The 17,734-nt window shown below is 64.8% G+C and carries 18 protein-coding genes and 2 tRNA genes; 6 read left to right on the forward strand and 14 right to left on the reverse strand.

Translation table 11 applies throughout. The annotated features are described in order from the left end of the window. Positions 1-3: 3 nt before the first annotated feature. On the reverse strand, positions 4-1,179 hold the full coding sequence (locus AKN83_RS19375) for a two-component system sensor histidine kinase NtrB (RefSeq protein ID WP_050404527.1): 1,176 nt from the start codon (positions 1,177-1,179) through the stop codon (positions 4-6). After that, the gene (gene dusB / locus AKN83_RS19380) at positions 1,176-2,177 is read right to left on the reverse strand and encodes a tRNA dihydrouridine synthase DusB (RefSeq protein WP_083992138.1); all 1,002 of its coding nucleotides are present in this window, start codon (positions 2,175-2,177) and stop codon (positions 1,176-1,178) included. Before dusB ends, AKN83_RS19375 begins: the two co-directional genes overlap by 4 nt. Before the next feature lie 286 nt (positions 2,178-2,463). Between dusB and AKN83_RS19385 the strand changes: the two genes are divergently transcribed. The 3 genes from AKN83_RS19385 to AKN83_RS19395 all read left to right on the forward strand — a co-directional run bounded on the left by AKN83_RS19385 (position 2,464) and on the right by AKN83_RS19395 (position 4,822). Then, a complete protein-coding gene (locus AKN83_RS19385) occupies positions 2,464-3,660 on the forward strand; it encodes a bifunctional 2-C-methyl-D-erythritol 4-phosphate cytidylyltransferase/2-C-methyl-D-erythritol 2,4-cyclodiphosphate synthase (RefSeq protein WP_050404529.1) in 1,197 nt (398 codons plus the stop codon). 1 nt (position 3,661) lies between these two features. After that, positions 3,662-4,264, forward strand: coding sequence for a CinA family protein (locus AKN83_RS19390; RefSeq protein ID WP_050404530.1), 603 nt, complete (start codon positions 3,662-3,664; stop codon positions 4,262-4,264). Positions 4,265-4,432: 168 nt separating this feature from the next. Continuing rightward, positions 4,433-4,822 carry a BA14K family protein gene (locus tag AKN83_RS19395; RefSeq protein ID WP_050404531.1) on the forward strand — a complete coding sequence of 130 codons (390 nt, stop codon included), beginning with the start codon at positions 4,433-4,435 and terminating at the stop codon, positions 4,820-4,822. Positions 4,823-4,907: 85 nt separating this feature from the next. Here AKN83_RS19395 and AKN83_RS19400 read toward each other — a convergent pair whose 3' ends face one another. From AKN83_RS19400 to lipA, 3 genes are all read right to left on the reverse strand, one after another. After that, a complete protein-coding gene (locus AKN83_RS19400; RefSeq protein ID WP_050404532.1) occupies positions 4,908-5,375 on the reverse strand; it encodes a type II toxin-antitoxin system RatA family toxin in 468 nt (155 codons plus the stop codon). Then, positions 5,375-5,914, reverse strand: a complete 540-nt coding sequence (locus tag AKN83_RS19405; RefSeq protein WP_050404533.1) for a P-loop NTPase family protein — start codon at positions 5,912-5,914, stop codon at positions 5,375-5,377. Before AKN83_RS19405 ends, AKN83_RS19400 begins: the two co-directional genes overlap by 1 nt. A gap of 75 nt (positions 5,915-5,989) precedes the next feature. Beyond that, positions 5,990-6,949: a lipoyl synthase gene (gene lipA, locus AKN83_RS19410; RefSeq protein WP_050404534.1), complete on the reverse strand. Its 960-nt coding sequence runs from the start codon at positions 6,947-6,949 to the stop codon at positions 5,990-5,992. 134 nt (positions 6,950-7,083) lie between these two features. Between lipA and AKN83_RS19415 the strand changes: the two genes are divergently transcribed. Further along, positions 7,084-7,689: a DNA-3-methyladenine glycosylase gene (locus AKN83_RS19415; protein ID WP_050404535.1), complete on the forward strand. Its 606-nt coding sequence runs from the start codon at positions 7,084-7,086 to the stop codon at positions 7,687-7,689. Positions 7,690-7,708: 19 nt separating this feature from the next. Here AKN83_RS19415 and AKN83_RS19420 read toward each other — a convergent pair whose 3' ends face one another. The 7 genes from AKN83_RS19420 to AKN83_RS19450 form a co-directional block, all read right to left on the reverse strand. Further along, positions 7,709-10,576 carry a valine--tRNA ligase gene (locus AKN83_RS19420; protein ID WP_050404536.1) on the reverse strand — a complete coding sequence of 956 codons (2,868 nt, stop codon included), beginning with the start codon at positions 10,574-10,576 and terminating at the stop codon, positions 7,709-7,711. 219 nt (positions 10,577-10,795) lie between these two features. Further along, complete coding sequence (locus AKN83_RS19425) at positions 10,796-11,530, reverse strand: PopZ family protein (protein ID WP_050404537.1); 735 nt, start codon at positions 11,528-11,530, stop codon at positions 10,796-10,798. A 334-nt stretch (positions 11,531-11,864) separates the two neighbouring features. Then, entirely contained in the window at positions 11,865-13,247 is a 1,383-nt protein-coding gene (locus AKN83_RS19430; RefSeq protein WP_050404538.1) for a TolC family outer membrane protein, read from the reverse strand. 215 nt (positions 13,248-13,462) lie between these two features. Next, positions 13,463-14,128, reverse strand: coding sequence for a protein-L-isoaspartate O-methyltransferase family protein (locus AKN83_RS19435; RefSeq protein WP_050404539.1), 666 nt, complete (start codon positions 14,126-14,128; stop codon positions 13,463-13,465). A 121-nt stretch (positions 14,129-14,249) separates the two neighbouring features. Beyond that, the gene (locus AKN83_RS19440; protein WP_050404540.1) at positions 14,250-14,429 is read right to left on the reverse strand and encodes a hypothetical protein; all 180 of its coding nucleotides are present in this window, start codon (positions 14,427-14,429) and stop codon (positions 14,250-14,252) included. Between the two features lie 122 nt (positions 14,430-14,551). Beyond that, positions 14,552-14,626 (reverse strand) — tRNA-Asn (locus AKN83_RS19445). A gap of 436 nt (positions 14,627-15,062) precedes the next feature. Beyond that, complete coding sequence (locus tag AKN83_RS19450) at positions 15,063-15,557, reverse strand: anthrone oxygenase family protein (protein WP_050404541.1); 495 nt, start codon at positions 15,555-15,557, stop codon at positions 15,063-15,065. A 92-nt stretch (positions 15,558-15,649) separates the two neighbouring features. Here AKN83_RS19450 and AKN83_RS19455 point away from each other — a divergent pair, with 92 nt between their 5' ends. Then, positions 15,650-16,345 (forward strand): TetR/AcrR family transcriptional regulator, encoded by a 696-nt coding sequence (locus tag AKN83_RS19455; RefSeq protein WP_063695429.1) that lies wholly within the window; start codon positions 15,650-15,652, stop codon positions 16,343-16,345. 282 nt (positions 16,346-16,627) lie between these two features. Next, on the forward strand, positions 16,628-16,810 hold the full coding sequence (locus AKN83_RS19460) for a hypothetical protein (RefSeq protein ID WP_024584196.1): 183 nt from the start codon (positions 16,628-16,630) through the stop codon (positions 16,808-16,810). 43 nt (positions 16,811-16,853) lie between these two features. Here the strand turns inward: AKN83_RS19460 and AKN83_RS19465 are convergent. Next, a tRNA-Cys gene (locus AKN83_RS19465) sits at positions 16,854-16,927 on the reverse strand. A gap of 54 nt (positions 16,928-16,981) precedes the next feature. Beyond that, on the reverse strand, positions 16,982-17,707 hold the full coding sequence (locus AKN83_RS19470; protein WP_050404542.1) for a tRNA-uridine aminocarboxypropyltransferase: 726 nt from the start codon (positions 17,705-17,707) through the stop codon (positions 16,982-16,984). Between the last annotated feature and the right edge of the window lie 27 nt (positions 17,708-17,734).

Genomic DNA, 17,734 nt, shown 5'->3' on the forward strand with positions numbered 1-17,734 from the left:
TCCTCATCGTGTATCCTGAGAGGCAGGCGAGGACGTACCCGGAACGTCATCGCGGTTGCTTTGGTCGTGGTGTTTGGCGGCGCTGTACATCGGCATCAGCACGCGGAAGATGGTCTTGCGCGGCTGCGACTCGCATTCGATGATGCCGCCGTGATCGCCGACGATCTTGGCGACCAGCGCGAGGCCGAGCCCGCTTCCGGTCTGCTTGGTGGTGACGAAGGGATCGAACAGGTTCGGCAGCAGATCTTCCGGCACGCCTGAGCCGTTGTCCTTGACGCAGAATTCCAGCGGCAGCGAGACCCGCGATTTTTTGCCGGGCACCGACAGCCGCACGCCCGGCCGGAACGCCGTAGTGAGGTGGATCTCGGCATCGGTGCCGAGATCGGCGACCGCTTCGGCCGCGTTCTTCACGAGGTTGAGGAACACCTGGATCAGCTGGTCCTGATTGGCCAGAACCGGCGGCAGCGACGGATCGTAATCCTCGATGAAGCGGACGTTGCGGGCGAACCCGGACTGCGCCAGCCGCTTCACATGGTCGAGCACGGAATGGATGTTGACCGGGCCGCGCGCCACCGGACGGTCGTCGCCGAACACTTCCATGCGGTCGACCAGCGTCACGATACGGTCCGCCTCGTCGCAGATCAGCCGCGTCAGCAGCCGGTCCTCGGAGGACGCCTGCTGCTCCAGCAGCTGCGCGGCGCCGCGGATGCCCGACAGCGGGTTCTTGATCTCGTGTGCGAGCATCGCCGCCAGCGCGATCACCGAGCGCGCCGCGCTGCGATGGGTGAGCTGGCGGTCCATCTTGTCGGCGATGGTGCGCTCCTGCAGCATCACCACGATATGCCCGGGCCGCTCGGTCAGCGGCGCGACGTGCAGATCAACCTGACGATCGCCGCCGATCCGCGGCGTGCCGAGATCGACCTTGTATTCGTTGACCGGCGAGCCGCTCGCCCGCACCTGCTCGATCAGCGCGAGCAGCGGGCTGCCGAACGGCACCAGCTCCTTCAGCGACTGCCGGCGTAAGAACTGCGTCGAGATCTCGAAGAAGGATTCGGCGGCGATGTTGGCGTCGACGATCCGTCCGTCGGGTGCAACCAGCAGCACCGGATTGGGCAGTGCGTTGAGGATGGCCTCGCCATCAGTAGGCACGGGCCGGCGGAATTCCATGGCTGACGTCATGCGGCAGCACTCCAGGCAAAATCGTCGTAGGCGTCCTCGAGCGCGCGATGCACACTGGACGGCTGCTCCGAGGTCAGGATCGCCTGCCGCCAGGTCTTCAGCGTTGCCGCCGGCGCGCAGCTATAGGTCGCAGCGGTCTCCAGCGCCCAGCCCAGATGCTTGCGCGCATGCCTGAGTCCGATGCGCAGGCCATAATGGCTGCAGACCTCGTCATAAAGCGCGCGAACATGCTCGAGCTGCTCGGCGAGCGACGGCGCAGCCTCGGCGACCCCTGTCTCGAGGCGGCGGCCGATCTGGCCGGGCAGCCAGGGCTGGCCCTGCGCGCCGCGCCCGATCATGACGGCGTCGGCGCCCGATATCTCCAGCGCGGCGACAGCCTTGTCGAACGAGGTGATATCGCCATTGACCACGACCGGAATCGTGACGGCATCCTTGACCGCGCGTACTGCGTTCCAGTCGGCCTCGCCCTTGTAGAACTGGCAGCGGGTGCGGCCATGCACGGTGATCATCTGGACGCCTGATGCCTCGGCGCGGCGTGCCAGTTCGGGCGCATTGAGCGAACGATCGTCCCAGCCGAGCCGCATCTTCAGCGTCACCGGCACATTGACTGCGACGATGGTCGCCTCGATCAACGCGACCGCGTGGTCGACGTCGCGCATCAAGGCCGAGCCGGACTGGCCTCCGGTCACGTGGCGTGCCGGGCAACCCATGTTGATATCGATGATGTCGGCGCCGGCGCCCTCGGCGATCCGCGCGCCCTCCGCCATCCAATGGGTCTCGCAGCCGGCCAGCTGGACCACATGCGGCCCGATCCCGGCTGCCTCACAACGCAGCTTCGACATCGGCTTGCCGTTCACCAGATCGTCGCTGGCGGTCATCTCGGAGACCACCAGGCCCGCCCCCAGATTGGCGGCGAGTCGCCGGAAGGGCGCGTCGGTGATGCCGGACATGGGCGCGAGGAGAACCCGGTTGCCGACAGAAATATCACCTATCTTCAATGGGTTACGAGGAGTACTTTGCACGCCGGTCACAGCCGTCTCGTCGTTCTGTCAGCCACGCCATTGCAGCCGACCTCGCCTATTCTGCGCACAATTCTTGTGCAGTCAAGGCTCATGCCTACGGTTTAGACATTCCTACCACCACTGCAAGTGCACTGCAACAAAATCTGCTTTTCCCACAGTCATCGGCGAACGCTCTGTTTTTGCGCAGCGGTCATGCTAAGGGCTGTGCGCGGTGGTCTCCCGCCGTCCCCCTCAATCCCGATTCGTCTGTCACTGGTTCAACATGCCGAAGCCTGAGCGTACCGCAGCCATCCTTGTCGCAGCCGGCCGTGGACTGCGCGCCGGCGCGGGCGGACCAAAGCAGTACCGGATGATCGGCGGACAGACCGTGATCTACCGCGCCATGGAGGCGTTCTCCGGACATCGCGACGTGTTCGCGGTGCAGCCGGTGGTCAATCCTGACGATGCCGCGCTGTTCGATGAAGCGGTCGCAGGCCTCCGCCATCAACCGCCAACACCGGGCGGCGCGACACGGCAAGCCTCGGTCCATGCCGGGCTCGAGGCGCTCGCCAGCGCGAAGCCTGACATCGTGCTGATCCACGATGCCGCGCGCCCCTTCGTCACCGCAGCCGTGATCTCCCGCGCGATCGCCGCGGCTGGCCGCACCGGCGCCGCGATCCCTGTCATTCCCGTCACCGACACGATCAAGCTCACCGGCGATACCGGCGATGTCGAGGCGACGCCGGAGCGTGCCCGCCTGCGGATCGCGCAGACGCCACAGGCATTTCGTTTCGACGTAATATTGGAGGCGCATCGTCGTGCGGCGCGCGAGGGCCGCAGCGATTTCACCGACGATGCCGCGCTTGCTGAATGGGCGGGATTGACCGTTGCGACGTTTGAAGGCGATGCTGCCAACATGAAACTCACCACCCCCGAAGATTTCGTGCGCGAGGAAGCGCGGCTCGCAAGCCAGCTCGGCGACATCAGGACCGGCACCGGCTACGACGTGCACGCCTTTGGCGACGGCGACCATGTCATGATCTGCGGCGTGCGCGTGCCGCACACCAAGGGATTCCTGGCCCATTCCGACGGCGATGTCGGGCTGCATGCGCTGGTCGACGCGATCCTCGGCGCGCTGGCCGACGGCGACATCGGCTCGCATTTCCCGCCGAGCGACGCCAAGTGGAAGGGCGCCTCCTCCGACCAATTCCTGAAATACGCCGTCGAGCGCGTCACTGCGCGCGGCGGACGGATCGCCAATCTCGAGGTGACGCTGATTTGCGAGCGGCCAAAGATCGGACCGCTGCGCGACACCATGCGGGCGAAGATCGCGGAGATCTCCGGCGTCCACATCTCGCGCGTGGCGGTCAAGGCGACCACCAGCGAGCGGCTCGGCTTCACCGGCCGTGAGGAAGGCATCGCGGCGACCGCGAGCGCCACGGTTCGCTTGCCCTGGGATGAAAAAGGCTGGAGTGCCTGACATGGGCGGCAGCGACGCTCGTGCCCTCTCCCGCGCGCTGCTCGACCTGTGCCGGATGCGCAAGCTGACGATCGCAACCGCCGAATCCTGTACCGGCGGCCTGGTCGCCGGCGCACTCACCGACATTCCCGGATCGTCCGACGTGATCGACCGCGGCTTCGTCACCTATTCCAACGAGGCCAAGCGGGTGATGCTCGGCGTCAAAGCGGCGACGCTGGAGACGTTCGGCGCCGTCAGCAAGGAAACGGCAACCGCGATGGCGATCGGCGCGCTGGAAAAGGCCGGCGTCGACCTGGCGGTCTCGATCACGGGGATCGCTGGCCCGGGCGGTGCGACGCCGGGCAAGCCGGTCGGCCTGGTGCACTTTGCCGTCGCCGCGCGCGACGGCCGCATCCTTCATCGTGAGCAGCGATTTGGCGCGATCGGCCGCAGCACGGTGCGGCAGCGCTCGGTCGTCGAGGCGCTACGCATGCTGATGGAGCTCGCGCGCCCGCCGCAGGCGGCAAAGCCCCCCCGCCGCGAAGCCGCCAGCCGGTTGCGGCCGCGGGTGGCGCGATCGCCACGAAGCCACGCCGCGAAACGCCGGCGGCCGCCGCGCGGATAGGCACAAGTCGAGTCGCGCGAAGGCAAACCTCACACTACCCTGTGTCAACTGCGACCCAGTGCCGCCAATCCCAGGCGGAACTGCGACGTCGGTTCGCCGTTTTCTATTGTTCCAACTCTGCTGTTTGAATTGTTTTTCCAAGCAGCAAAATTTCACAACAAGGAGAAAATGATGAAGTTGGGAACTTTGGTCGTGGCCGCAATCGCCTCGGGCGCCATGACGCTGTCGACTGTTGCCCCCTCGTTCGCCGCACCGCTCGCGCCCGCGCGGTTGCAGGACCGGCCGACCTCCGTCGAGCACGTGCAGTACCGTCACTGGCATGGCGGCCCGCGATACGGCTATCGCGGCGGTTACTACGGTCATCGTCATTATCACGGCGGCGGCAATGCCGGCGCAGTCATCGGTGGGCTAGCAGCGGGCGCGATCATCGGCGGTGCCATCGCGGCAAGTCAGGCCAAGGCCAACAACGACGCCTATTGCTCGCAGCGTTTCCGCTCCTACGACCCGGCTTCGGGCACCTACATCGCAAAGGGCGGTGTGCGTCGTTCCTGCCCGTAATGGCGACGAACGCACCCATATTATCGTTCATGCCCGGCCCCGCGCCGGGCATTTGCGTTCTGGAGATTCAAACGAGACGGCTTCGCTATGCCGACAGCTGAGGCTTGCCGTAAACCTGGTCGGCGCGCTTCTCGAACGCGGCGGCAAAGCGCGAGAACGCGGCGTCGAACATCGAGCCCATCAGCATCGCCAGCATTCGGCTCTTGAATTCGTAGTTCAGGAAGAAGCCGACATCGCATTCGGTCTCCGACTTCGGCTCGAAGCTCCAGCGATTCTCCAGGTTGCTGAACGGGCCGCGCAGATATTCGACCAGGATCTTCAGGTTGGGCCGGTCGAGCGTCACTCTGCTGGTGAAGGTTTCGCGCACCAGCTTGAACGAGACCGTCATGTCGGCCACCACGATCTCGGTGCCGTCGTCCTTTGGCGTGCGCTGGCGGATCTTGAGCGCCTGGCACAGCGGCACGAATTCCGGATAGCGCTCGACGTCGGCGACCAGATCGAACATTTGAGGTGCGGTGTGGCGGACCCGCCGCTTGCTTGAGAATCGTGGCATCAGTGAATACTCGCACGGTTTTGCTCGCGTGCGAGACGCTGCAGATAATCGTCGGCCTGGGCCCGAGCGGTGAAGCACACCAGCGATTGATCGGCGCGCAGTCCTGAAAAATATTCGATCAGCTTCGGCCGCTGCTGCTGGCGATAGGTCCAGACGTAACGGAAGAATTCGAGATCGATCTTCTCCGGGCAGCCTTCCGCCATCTCGGGGCGAACCTGGCCATAGCTGCCGGCAATCCGCCTGAAGATGCCGAGCATGCAGGTCGACCGCGGCAGGTCGAACCAGATGATCGTATCGGAGAGTTCGCGGCGCAGCTCACCCGCACCGTGCCGTGTGTAGTTGCCATCCATGATCCAGCGCGGCGCGCGGGCGACTTCGCTCATGCGGCGCTCGAATTCATCCTTGTCGGACTCGACCCAGCCCGGCTTCCAGAACAGCGCGTCGATCGACACGGTCGGAATGCCCGTCATGGCGGACAGCCGCCGCGCAAAGGTCGACTTGCCGGACCCCGACGATCCCATCACCAGAACGCGTTGCATTGGTCCCGTCCAGACTCGGTCAAGGCTCGATCAGGCAGCGGCGCGTGTTGGCGCCGGCCTCCTGCCGTTCAAAAACTAGCGGCAGCGGGCCGAGCGAGCCGCCTGCAGCTTCGCAAAATCCTCGCCGGCATGGTGCGACGAGCGTGTCAGCGGGCTCGCCGACACCATCAGAAAACCCTTGGTATAGGCGACGCGCTCGTAGCCGGCGAACTCGTCCGGCGTCACGTAGCGCATCACGGCGTGATGCTTGCGCGTCGGCTGCAAATACTGGCCGATGGTCAGGAAATCGACCTCGGCCGAGCGCAGATCGTCCATCACCTGCAACACCTCGTGCCGCTCCTCGCCGAGGCCGACCATGATGCCGGACTTGGTGAAGATGGTCGGGTCCATTTCCTTGACCCGCTGCAAGAGCCGGATCGAATGGAAATAGCGGGCACCGGGACGGACCGTCAGATAGCGCGACGGCACGGTTTCCAGATTGTGGTTGAAGACGTCGGGCTTGGCCGCGACCACGCGCTCGAGCGCACCATCCTTGCGCAGGAAGTCGGGTGTCAGAATCTCGATCGTGGTGGTCGGGCAGCGGGCACGGATGGCGCGGATGGTCGCTGCAAAATGCTCGGCGCCGCCGTCGGCGAGATCGTCGCGGTCGACCGAGGTCACCACGACATGGGTGAGCCCGAGCTTGGCGGTCGCCTCGGCGACATAGTCCGGCTCGCTCGCCTCGAGCGCGCCAGGCATGCCGGTCTTGACGTTGCAGAACGCGCAGGCGCGCGTGCAGGTGTCACCCATGATCATGAAGGTGGCGTGCTTCTTGTCCCAGCACTCACCAATGTTGGGGCAGCCCGCCTCCTCGCACACCGTGACGAGGCCGTTCTCCTTCACGATGCGGCGCGTATCCGCATAGCCGCGCGTGTTCGGCGCGCGAACACGGATCCAATCCGGCTTCGGCGGCGACACGGCATCCGGCCGGTTCACCTTTTCGGGGTGACGCGGGCGGAGCTGAGCGGTGGAGATGGTGTCGACGATGGTGACCATTTGTGCCTGCAAGTCGCGAGAGGCTATAGCTAATCCGTGTTGGCACGGCTCGCAACCCGGCCTATGCGACCCTAGCAGACCAGCCAATATATTGGCAGTGTCGAGGGTCCGTTCCGCCCGATTCCCACCTCAAAATGGCTCAAAAACCCCGATCGACCACGACGCCCGCGCCGCACCTCGGCAAGGCGCTGAAACGCTCCTTCTTCGACCGCAGCGTCCACGAGGTCGCGCCCGACCTGATCGGCGCAACCTTCCTGGTCGGCGGCGTCGGCGGGATCATCACCGAGGTCGAGGCCTACCATCACACCGAACCGGCGGCTCACTCGTTCAACGGACCGACCCCCCGCAATCAGGTGATGTTCGGCCCGCCTGGCTACTCCTATGTCTACCGCTCCTACGGTATCCATTGGTGCGTCAATTTCGTCTGCGAGGCGCCAGGCTCGGCCAGCGCCGTGCTGATCCGCGCGATCGAGCCGACCCATGGGCTCGCCGCGATGCGCCGGCGGCGCGGGCTCGAGGACGAACGCGCGCTGTGCTCTGGGCCGGGCAAGCTGTGCGAGGCGATGGGCATCACCATCGCCCATAGCGAACTGCCGCTCGATCGACCCCCGATCGCGCTCCACGCACGGCCGGAGACGCCCGACATCGTCACCGGTGTGCGGATTGGCATCACCAAGGCCGTCGAGCTGCCCTGGCGCTATGGGCTGAAGGGATCGAAATTCCTCAGCAAGCGGTTCTGAGCGTTACCCGTGCTGCCCGTTATGACGCCTTCTTCAACAGCTCGATCGCCTCGAGGATCTTGGCCCGACGCTCCTGCGCCGCCGCGCGCTTTTCCTTCTCTTCCTCGACGAGCTCTTCCGGCGCGTTGGCGACGAACTTCTCGTTGGAGAGTTTGGCGTCGACCCGCTTGATGTCGGCGTCGGCCTTGCCGAGCTCCTTCTCCAGCCGCGCCCGTTCGGCCGCAAGATCGATCACGCCCTTCAGCGGCAGCGCGACGACTTCGCCGCGCACCAAGAGCTGCATGGCGCCCTCCGGGGCGGCGTCCGCGAAGGAAATGTCCGACAATCGCGCGAGGCGCTTGATGGTGTCGTTCCAGCGCTGGGCGCGGTCCCGCGTCTCCTCAGATGAGGTCACGATCACCAGCGGCGTCAGCGTCGACGGCGGGATGTTCATCTCGGCCTTCACCGACCGCATCGCCGTGACGAGATCGACCACCCAGCCGATCTCGGCTTCCGCCGCGGGATCGCTGAACTCGTCGGCGTCGAGCGCGGCAATGACCGGCGGAATGATCGGATCGACGACCGGACCGGCGGTCCCGATCGCGGCGAGCTGCTCGCCGGTCACGCCCGGCCTGCGTGGCCAGGGCGCCAGCACCAGCAGACCGTCGCGCTTTGCCGTCACGGCCCACAGCTCCTCCGTGATGAAGGGCATGAACGGATGCAGCAGCTTGAGGATCTCGTCGCGCGCCCAGGCGATCATGGCGCGGGTCTCGGCCTTGGCGGCGCCCTCCTCGCCCATCAGAACCGGCTTTGCTAGCTCGAGATACCAGTCGCAGAACACGTTCCAGACGAAACGGTAGATCGCACCGGCCGCATCGTTGAAGCGATGATCCTCGATCGTCTCGGTCACCTCGCGGGTGACGCGCGAAGTCTCGTGCGCGATCCAGCGGTTCAACGTCTCCTTGGCGCCCTTCGGATCGAAGCTGTCCGGCTTCACGCACTCGTTCATCTCGGCGAAGCGGCACGCGTTCCAGAACTTGGTCGCGAAGTTGCGGTTGGTTTCGACCAGATGCGGCGACAGACGGATGTCGTGGCCCTGCGCCGCCTCGCGGGTCAGCGCGAAGCGCAGCGCGTCGGCGCCGAAATCGTCGATCACGCCGAGCGGGTCGATGACGTTGCCCTTCGACTTCGACATCTTCGCGCCCTTCTCGTCACGGACGAGACGGTGGATGTAGACGGTCGAGAACGGTGCCTGCTTCATGAAATGCAGGCCCATCATCATCATGCGGGCGACCCAGAAGAAGATGATGTCGAAGCCCGTGACCAGCGTGTTGGTCGGGTAGTAGCGCGCGACCTCCGGCGTGTCGTCCGGCCAGCCCAGCGTCGAGAACGGCCACAGCGCCGACGAGAACCAGGTGTCGAGCACATCTTCGTCGCGCGTGATGAAGCCTTCGCGCTTGGCGGGATCGACCGCCATATCGTGGCCCTGCTCCGGCGTGATGACTTCCTGCTCGACGTAATAGCCGAGCGCGTTGCCGACCGCCTCTTCCTCGGTCTCGGCGACGAACACCTTGCCGTCCGGCCCGTACCACGCGGGAATCTGATGGCCCCACCAGAGCTGGCGCGAGATGCACCAGGGCTGGATGTTCTCCATCCACTCGAAATAGGTCTTTTCCCAGTTCTTCGGCACGAACGTAGTCTCGCCCGAGCGCACCGCCGCGATCGCCGGCTGCGCCAGCGTCTTGGCGTCGACATACCACTGGTCGGTGAGATACGGCTCGATCACGACGCCGGAGCGGTCGCCATGCGGCACCATGTGGGTGTTGGGCTCGATGCGCTCGAGGAAGCCGAACTCCTCCAGTCTTGCGACGATCTTCTTGCGCGCGGCGAAGCGTTCGATCTTGTCGAACTCGGCGGCGAACTCGGCGGCGCCAACAGGCAGGCCGCGCAGATAGTCCTCGTTGCCGATCAGGCTGAGGCAGCCTTCCTGGTCGAGCACGCTGATCTGCGGCAGGCCGTGGCGCTTGCCGATCTCGAAGTCGTTGAAGTCGTGCGCCGGCGTCACCTTGACGGCGCCCGAGCCCTTCTCGGGATCGGAATAGTCGTCGGCGACGATCGGAATCTTGCGGCCGACCAGCGGCAGGATCACGTGCTGGCCGACCAGATCGGTGTAGCGCCCATCGTCCGGATGAACTGCGACCGCGGTGTCGCCGAGCATGGTCTCCGGACGCGTCGTCGCGACCACGATGAACGATTTGGGATCGTCGGGACTGAAGCTGCGGCCCTCGATCGGATAACGAAGGTACCAGAGATGGCCCTTGACCTCGACCTGCTGCACTTCGAGATCTGAGATCGCGGTGAGCAGCTTCGGGTCCCAGTTGACCAGCCGCTTGTCCTTGTAGATCAGCCCTTCTCGGTGCAGCTCGACGAACACCTTGACGACGGCGCGCGACAGGCCCTCGTCCATGGTGAAGCGCTCGCGCGACCAGTCGCAGGAGGCGCCGAGACGCTTGAGCTGGTTGACGATGGTGCCGCCGCTCTCGGCCTTCCACTGCCAGACCCGCTCGAGGAACTTGGCGCGGCCCATATCGCGCCGGCCCGGCTCCCGCCGTTCCATCAACTGTCGCTCGACCACCATCTGGGTGGCAATGCCGGCATGGTCGGTGCCGGGCTGCCACAGCACATCACGGCCGCGCATCCGCTCGAACCGGCACAGGATGTCCTGCAGCGTGTTGTTGAGCGCATGGCCCATGTGCAGCGAGCCGGTCACGTTTGGCGGCGGGATCACGATGGTGAAGGGCGCGGCGTCCTTGCGCTCGGGCCGGCCGGCCTTGAACGCACCGCTCTCCTCCCAGAGCTGGGCCATCCGGAGCTCGATATCGGCAGGCTGGTAGTTTTTCTCGATCATGACAATGCGCTGTGGACCATGGGGAAAGGGTAGAAAGCCGCCAGATCGCACCAAGTCAACCGGACCGGCACGTCAAAACGGCGTTTGGCGCGTTTTCGGGCGAATAAGGACGCTGGAGGTTCGGTTCTGATTCAATCGGAACCGACACATTGGAGCATTTGGGGGCTGAATAGAGCGCTGCCAAGCCCCCTGCAGCAGGAGCTACTGCCCGCGCCGGAGCTATCGCCCGCGCGAAACCCGCTCGATCTCGGCCTTGACGATCCGCTCGACCAGCCCCGGCAGGTTGTCGTCCAGCCAGGACTTCAGCATCGGCCGCAGCATCTCCTTGACCAGATCCTCCAGCGTCCGAGCATTGTTGCTCAGCACGGTGTTGGCCAGCGAGTTGAAGGCGGATTCGACCGCCCGCATCGTGGTTCCCGAGATGATCTGCTGCATCGGCGCGGTTTCGATGGCCGGCGGTTCTCGCTCTCGAGCCGGTTCTCGCATCGGCTCCGGCGCCCGCGTGCGGGCTTCCGTGAACACGACATCGTCCTGCGGCTCGACCTTGCGGAACGACGGTGTGGCCGCCGGCTCCGGCAGCGCCATGTCGTCGGTGAGCTCGAATACGTCGGCTTCGGGCTGCGGCGATGGCCGGATGTCGGCCGCGGGCGTCGCCTCGTCGAGGCTGGCGAGCAGTGAGTCGATGTCGTCCTGACTGTTGCTGGCCGGCGCTGGCGCAGGCGGCGGTGATTTTGGCGCTGACGCTGCGGCCTTCGCGGCCGGGGGCGCTGCGGGCGGCGGGCTTTTCATTGCGGGCTTGGCTGCTGGTGGCGGCTCGACTTTCGGCGGCGGTGCAGCGGCAGAAGCAGGTTTCTCGGCCGCGGCTGGCTTCGCCTCGTCATCGGCGATGATGCGACGGATCGACGCCAGAATCTCCTCCATCGAGGGCTCTTGGACCTTCGCAGGTTGCGTCATCTCCGACTCCACATCGAAACTTATTTTACATCAAGCCCGAGAGGATTCGCCGGTTCCGAAGAAGCGCGCGGAGATTTTCATTGCTCCCGCCCGACTTGTCCCCAGATCAAGCCCGCCCGAGGCCTTGTGCAAGCTTCGTGTCGCCCAATGCAGCGTGGTTACAGGTGGCCTCGCACCTGTCATCACGCCATGCCGGCTCGCCGCGAATCGCCTTGCTGCCCGATAAAACGGTATGTCAGGCCATTTATCGATTGCAAGCAAACGCGCCAGTCTGTGGTCCTGATTAGCTCAGAACCACAAACATGGCGCGACAGGCGACGATGACGTGAAGTGTTTAGCGACCGTCGGGCGTGCGTACGCCGGCCCAGTTGTCGCGCACCTGCTGATAATGCACGGTGGGATCATAGACGTTGGTCGAAAGACCCATCACCTGCGGTGACAGCCGGCCAACGGCTGCCAGCACATTATACGACGCAACAACACGGTCGTGCTGCGCGGTCACTAGCGCGTTGCGCGCGTTGACGAGCGCCTGCTGCGCATTCAGCACGTCGAGCGTGGTGCGCTGACCGGCCTTGGCCTCTTCGCGCACGCCGTTCAGCGCGATTTCGGACGCGGTCACCTGCGCCTGCGCCGACGCGACCTGCGACTTGCCGGCGACCAGCTGGCCCCATGCGGTGACGACATTGGCGCGTGCCTGATCCCTGGTCTGTTCCAGCACCAGACGCTGCTGCGCCAGCGATTCCTTCGACTGCCGGATCAGCGAATACTCAGCGCCGCCCTGATAGATCGGCACCGACACCTGAACTTGGGCTCCCGCATTGAACAGGCGGTTCACCGACAATTGTTGCTGGTAGCCTTCGGTCACCGACGCCTGCAACCCGACCGTCGGCAGCAGCGCGCCTTCGGCAACCTTGGTCTGCAGGAAGTTGACGTCGACACCGTACATCGCGGACGTGACGTTCGGATTCTGGGTCAGGCTGAGCTCGACCGCGGCCGCAAGCGTCGTCGGCAAGAAGCGATCGACCGGCGAGCCGGGCGCGAGATTCTGCGGCTCGTTGCCGATGATGCGGCGGAAATTCGACCGCGTCGTCGTCAGGTTCGATTCCGCGGTGAGCTGCTGGGTGCGGCCGGCAGCAAGCTGCGCTTCGGATTGCGCGACGTCGGTCCGGGTGACCTCACCGACATTGAAGCGGTCCTGGGTCTGCTTCAGCGTCTGCTCCAGTACGCGCGTGTTGCTGCGCTGAACCTCGACGATCGCCGCATCGCGGAGATAGTCCATATAGATCGTGGCGGCGTTCAGGATTACGGTCTGTTCGAGCACGCGCAGACCTTCGCGTGCCGACGACACCTGGCTTTCGGCCGCGCGCACCTTATGCGGGGTCTGCGCATTGTACAGCGACTGGTTCACCGTCAGACCCGCGCTGGCCGGAGTTTGGGTGCCGTGGATCGAATCCTTGATGCCCGTCGGCTGCTGGTCGGAGTACTGATATCCGCCACTTACGGTTAGTGCGGCCCGCGGACGATAGCCCGAGAGCGCCTGGGGAACGTTTTCGTCGGTCGCCCTCACCAGCGCGCGCTGCGCATTGAGCTGGGGGTTATTCTGGTAGGACCGCACCAGCGCGGCCTCGATAGTATCGGCGAGCGCGGGCACGGGGCCCATCTCTGCCAACAGAAGGACGGCAGTCGCAGCCGCGGTGATAGCCTTCACCCCACGCATCCCCGGTAATCCAATCATTGTAGTCGCCGTCTCCACACGCAAGTCAGTTCCGGCGGTCGCTTCAGACGAAGTGAGTCCCGCCTCACCTTAGTCCGCAGCTAAGGGCAACGGAACTACCCCGCAACGGAACACGGCGGAAACTCTTCACATGGGGCAAACGGGCCACACTTCTGATTCGGAACGGGATTTTATCAGGCGGTGCAGCGCGGTGGCGGTCAGAAGACGAAGGCCGGAACCCGCTCGAGCCCGGGCAGCACGGGGGCGGTGGCGTCGAACAGCTCGCGATGTCCGAAATCCCCGTGGGAGCGGGTCACGATGGTCGCGCGCGGCGGTGGCGTCAGGCCGAATACCCCGACCAACCGGCCCCCCTCCTGGAGCTGGCCGAACAGTCCGGTCGGGATAATCTCGGTCGCGCCGTTGAGGACGATGACGTCATATGGCGCGCCGGCGGCATCACCGTCGGCAGCGGCTGCGGTCTTGACGGTCACGTTCTGGATGCCGAGCTGGACGAACACGGCCGAGGCCTTGCCGGCAAGGGCCGGATCGCTCTCGGTAGCGCTGACCTCTGCGGCAAAGCGGGCCACGATGGCGGCTGCGTAGCCGGTCGCGCAGCCGACGAGCAGGACGCGGTCGGTCGCCTTGATCTCGGCGGCTTGCAGCATCTTGGCGAGCAGCGCCGGCTTGATCAGGCAGCGCCTGTCCGCGCCGCCCTCGGTGACGTCGAGATCGAGGTCCAGATAGGCCAGCGCCTGCTTGCTGGCCGGCACGAACACCTCGCGCGGCACCGTCAGCATGGCTTCGAGAATACGATCATCGGTCACGTCGCTCGGACGCACTTGGCCATCCACCATGTACTGGCGCGCAGTCGAAAAACCGGTCATTGGCGGGACCCTGCAAGTCGCGGCATTGCCGCTGGAGAAGCTAGAACAGGGCCATCTTTTGGAACAAGCTCCGCCAAAACGCAACATGGCGTTGGGGTGCAAGATGCGCTCGCAACGCGTTCTATTCGATCGTGACTGCAAGCCGGCCGATCAGGCGGGCCACTTCATCGAGATGCTCGGAATCGTGCTCCTCGACGGCCCTTGCGAGCCGGCGGACACACTCATCGTCGCTGATGTCGGGAGCATCGCTCGGAACAAGCGTCGGCTGTGGCATCGACAGGTCGATCAGGTTAATGGCCATCAGAATCACCTCTCAAGACCCGGCGCAACAAAGTGTCCGCGGTTATTGAGTCGATTTGACGACGACTTTTGTCTGCCCGTTACGGGCCACAGGCTTGTGATAGGTGATGATGGAGCCAGAACTGGCTCCCCGGGCTGGATTCGAACCAGCGACCATTCGATTAACAGTCGAATGCTCTACCGCTGAGCTACCGAGGAATAGGCGAACAAAGCGTTCGCGAGCGGGCAGCGTATAACAAAGCCTTTCGGCCTTGCAAAGAACCAAATGGGTCTCCGGCGAAACTTTAGCGGGGGACGGTAAACCCCTGCGGTACAAGGCTTTGCCGGCGTTCCAAGGCGATGCAGGCCTGTCCCGGCTGTCCCGCTACCGGCGCTGCGGGCGTCCGGAAACACCGCCGACGCCGCCATTTCGCCGCGCCGCCGATTCTTCCGCGGCCCCCGCCCAGCCTCTGACGTCAATTCCGGGACGAACGAGGTGGTCTTGGTACCGGGGTCGTACGCAATACAGGCAGTGCCGGCATAGACTTCATTGAAAATCTCCAGGCAGTCAGCCGCACATCGGCGTGCGGCGTCACCTCCTTAGCGATCGTGCTGCGCGAGTACAGATCGTGCACAAACTGCGAAGCATTTTCGTTCAGAAGCGCGATCGCGCGGCGATGGCGACAATGAACAGCGCCGTCGCCGCAAGCGAGGCGATGGTCCGCACGTGGTTCCAGAAGGTCCAGTCCGTCAGATAGCGCGCCCAGACCCGGGCGGCCGCGGTGCTCGCGGGATCTGTGGCCGCAAGCTGATCGTTCAGCGGCACGTTGAAGACGGCCGTGACGACGAACATCCCGACGACATAGACGATGCCGCCGCAGATCATCGCAAGCGCGCCCGGCTCCTGCCATCGCAGCCCGCCGAGCACGACCAGCCCGGCGCAAGACAGCGTGGTGCCGAGGAAGACCGGCATGAACAGCGAGCGGACGATGTGGACATCGATCGCGTTCATCGCCGAGATGCCGGCCGCCTGATCGATGCGGCCGAGCGCGGTCATGACGAACGCCGAGAACGCGAAATAGACGCCGGCAAGCAGGCCGCAGCCCAGCGCGGAGAACCACAGCAACCCCGAGGTCAGGATATTGCGCATCGCCCCTCCTCGAAAAGCGAGAGATACTCGCATTTGTAAAATGCGATAAACTCTCATATTTGAAACGTCAACCCCGGCTGCGGAGGAGAACGATGGCGAGACGAAAGGCCCGGCCCGGGGCAGCGGAAAGCGCCGCGCCCGAGGCGGCGGCTGGGGCCGCGCCCGGGGTGAAAGCCCCCCTGCCCAGGTTGGCGCGGCTTGCTCCGACGCAACAGCGCAGCCGCGAGCGGTTCGAGCGCATCCTCACCTGCGCGACCGAGATCATGACGGAGAAAGGCAGCGAGGCCTTCCGCATGAGCGACATCGTCGAGCGCAGCGGCGTCGCATTCGGCTCGCTCTATCAATACTTCCCCGACAAGGCCGCGATCATCGGCACGCTGGCTGAACGACATAACGCCGTCGGCCGCGATTGCGTCAGGCGCGATCTGGCCGCGGTCTCGTCCGCGCGCGACCTGCACCCGGCGCTATGCCGGATCGTCGACAGTTACTACGAGATGTTCATGCGCGAGCCTGTCATGCGCGATATCTGGCAGGCGACGCAGGCCGACCGCGCCCTGCAAAAGCTCGATGCAGACGATATGGCCGTGCTCTCCGGCCTGTTGTCCGACGCGGTCAGGCGGGTTGCGCCCAACATGCCGTCCGCCACCCTCGCCACCTTCTCGGGGCTGACGATGACGCTGATCGCGGCCGCCGTGCGTCACGCGATCACGCTGCCGCCACGGAAAGCGCGGCAGGTGCTGACGCAATTCAAGACGATGCTGCCGGGCGACCTCGCAGGATGGGCATGACCAGGATGGCACCGGCGGACCGACGCTTGCGCTGTCACGCCTCTCTAAAATTCCCGCGATATTTGCCCCCTATGAATACTGCCCGGAATTCCGGAAAGAGTTTTTCGCGTTGTGATTTGCCTCACACGAGGTGCGGCCGTGCCGACCTAGGTTCTCGAGGAGAATAGCGATCTATTAACCAAAGCGGGCGCCATCGTTCTTTTCATAAAATTCGAACGAATCGCTCAATCCGGACCGAAGACAGTTTTGCGACCATGGCGCTCTCGAACCTCGGAGAGCGCGATGAGTGAAGTCGAATTTGATCTGTTGCTGGACGCCGTGCGTACGGCGATCGCGCCTATTGCTCAGGAGGATTTCGTGGCCCAGCCCTCACCCCGCATTCAGCCGCCGCCGCGCGCCGCCAATGACAACCAGGCGCCGTGGCCGCTGATTCCGTTTCCTGAAGGCTGGTACGCCGCGAGCTAATGCGGTTTCTCACGTATTGGCTGCAAGCTATTGATGAGATGAGTGGAGGCCACGACCAGAATTGAACTGGTGTACACGGTTTTGCAGACCGTTGCGTAACCACTCCGCCACGTGGCCCCTTGCGGCGCACTTCATATACGCCCTCTCTTCGATAGGCAACCAATCGCGCAGCTAACGCCGGCGCCTCCGGAAGTCCCGCTTCTTCGGTTTTGGCGCCAATTCCAGCATTTTGGCCTGCACTTCGCGGAATTTCGCCAGCATCCGCTCGAAACTATCAGTTAACGTTGTGGCGATGTCCGGCCGCTTTTCCAGCCCGGCCAGCAGGATCGCGGCCGCCTCGATGGTGGACAGGCCGTCGCGCCGGGGTTCCCGGCGCAGCTTGCCGTAGCGCGAGGGCTGCTTCGGTCCGAGAATCACCCGCTGGCACTTCAGCATCCAGGCATTGCGCCACCACAGCGCCTTGGCCTGGCTCCAGGTGCCGTCAAGCAGCACGATGCCCTCGATGTCGGAGAGGATGGCGCGCTGGTGCGGCTCCAACTCACCCTTGCGGTTGATCGCGACGATCTCGGCGTCGGTTTCGAGATCCTCGACCTTGGCCGAGCCGAGATAGAGCACCGCCCAGCGCGACGGATCTGGCACCGGCCGGCCGAGTGCCTTGGCAAGGCTCGGCCAGGACAGCCCGATCCGCACCACGGCGTTCTCGAAATGCCGTGCCAGCAGCCGCGCGGTGCCGAGCGCCCTGTCCTGCTCCTGCGGATGGATCAGGATCAGCAGCTGGATCCGGCTTTTGACCGGCGTGACGCTGTCGCAGATGCACAACGGCATCGGCTTGCCGCAATGCGGGCACTCTGGGATCTCGCTGACGAGGTCGGTCTTTGTTTCGGTCGGTTCGGCCATCGCTTCGCTATACGCGTGCGGAGCCGT

The organism is Bradyrhizobium embrapense (genome assembly GCF_001189235.2).
Lineage (GTDB): Bacteria > Pseudomonadota > Alphaproteobacteria > Rhizobiales > Xanthobacteraceae > Bradyrhizobium > Bradyrhizobium embrapense.

Bases quoted from the DNA above. Each gene is read 5' to 3' on its own strand.
- AKN83_RS19460 (WP_024584196.1), top strand. From the start codon at position 16,628: ATGAGTGAAGTCGAATTTGATCTGTTGCTGGACGCCGTGCGTACGGCG.
- AKN83_RS19405 (WP_050404533.1), bottom strand. From the start codon at position 5,914: ATGCAACGCGTTCTGGTGATGGGATCGTCGGGGTCCGGCAAGTCGACC.
- AKN83_RS19430 (WP_050404538.1), bottom strand. From the start codon at position 13,247: ATGCGTGGGGTGAAGGCTATCACCGCGGCTGCGACTGCCGTCCTTCTG.
- AKN83_RS19455 (WP_063695429.1), top strand. From the start codon at position 15,650: ATGGCGAGACGAAAGGCCCGGCCCGGGGCAGCGGAAAGCGCCGCGCCC.
- AKN83_RS19470 (WP_050404542.1), bottom strand. From the start codon at position 17,707: ATGGCCGAACCGACCGAAACAAAGACCGACCTCGTCAGCGAGATCCCA.
- AKN83_RS19385 (WP_050404529.1), top strand. From the start codon at position 2,464: ATGCCGAAGCCTGAGCGTACCGCAGCCATCCTTGTCGCAGCCGGCCGT.
- AKN83_RS19390 (WP_050404530.1), top strand. From the start codon at position 3,662: ATGGGCGGCAGCGACGCTCGTGCCCTCTCCCGCGCGCTGCTCGACCTG.
- AKN83_RS19395 (WP_050404531.1), top strand. From the start codon at position 4,433: ATGATGAAGTTGGGAACTTTGGTCGTGGCCGCAATCGCCTCGGGCGCC.
- AKN83_RS19400 (WP_050404532.1), bottom strand. From the start codon at position 5,375: ATGCCACGATTCTCAAGCAAGCGGCGGGTCCGCCACACCGCACCTCAA.
- AKN83_RS19425 (WP_050404537.1), bottom strand. From the start codon at position 11,530: ATGACGCAACCTGCGAAGGTCCAAGAGCCCTCGATGGAGGAGATTCTG.
- AKN83_RS19435 (WP_050404539.1), bottom strand. From the start codon at position 14,128: ATGACCGGTTTTTCGACTGCGCGCCAGTACATGGTGGATGGCCAAGTG.
- AKN83_RS19415 (WP_050404535.1), top strand. From the start codon at position 7,084: ATGGCTCAAAAACCCCGATCGACCACGACGCCCGCGCCGCACCTCGGC.
- AKN83_RS19375 (WP_050404527.1), bottom strand. From the start codon at position 1,179: ATGACGTCAGCCATGGAATTCCGCCGGCCCGTGCCTACTGATGGCGAG.
- lipA (WP_050404534.1), bottom strand. From the start codon at position 6,949: ATGGTCACCATCGTCGACACCATCTCCACCGCTCAGCTCCGCCCGCGT.
- AKN83_RS19450 (WP_050404541.1), bottom strand. From the start codon at position 15,557: ATGCGCAATATCCTGACCTCGGGGTTGCTGTGGTTCTCCGCGCTGGGC.
- AKN83_RS19420 (WP_050404536.1), bottom strand. From the start codon at position 10,576: ATGATCGAGAAAAACTACCAGCCTGCCGATATCGAGCTCCGGATGGCC.
- AKN83_RS19440 (WP_050404540.1), bottom strand. From the start codon at position 14,429: ATGGCCATTAACCTGATCGACCTGTCGATGCCACAGCCGACGCTTGTT.